The organism is Pseudomonas sp. TR47, assembly GCF_044143025.1.
Classification (GTDB): domain Bacteria; phylum Pseudomonadota; class Gammaproteobacteria; order Pseudomonadales; family Pseudomonadaceae; genus Aquipseudomonas; species Aquipseudomonas putida_E.
The window spans coordinates 1-275 of record NZ_JBHFCS010000085.1 but is presented as its reverse complement, the minus strand read 5'-3'; the positions used below and the strand labels follow the sequence as shown (position 1 = coordinate 275).

Below are 275 nucleotides of genomic sequence, written 5' to 3'. Positions count from 1 at the left end.
GAACCGATGATGATCGGAGTGTCGTCGCCTGGGAAGTCGTAGGTGGACAGCAGGTCGCGAACTTCCATCTCGACCAGTTCCAGCAGCTCGGCGTCGTCTACCAGGTCAGCCTTGTTCAGGAAGACCACGATGTACGGAACGCCAACCTGACGGGACAGCAGGATGTGCTCACGGGTTTGTGGCATCGGACCATCGGCGGCCGAGCAAACCAGGATCGCGCCGTCCATCTGGGCAGCACCGGTGATCATGTTCTTCACGTAGTCAGCGTGACCTGG

The 275-nt window shown here is 60.0% G+C and carries 1 protein-coding gene; it reads right to left on the bottom strand.

All coding sequences use genetic code 11. The annotated features are described in order from the left end of the window. The coding region (locus ACEWE8_RS26125; protein ID WP_395589455.1) for a GTP-binding protein at positions 1–275 on the bottom strand (275 nt) is incomplete at both ends.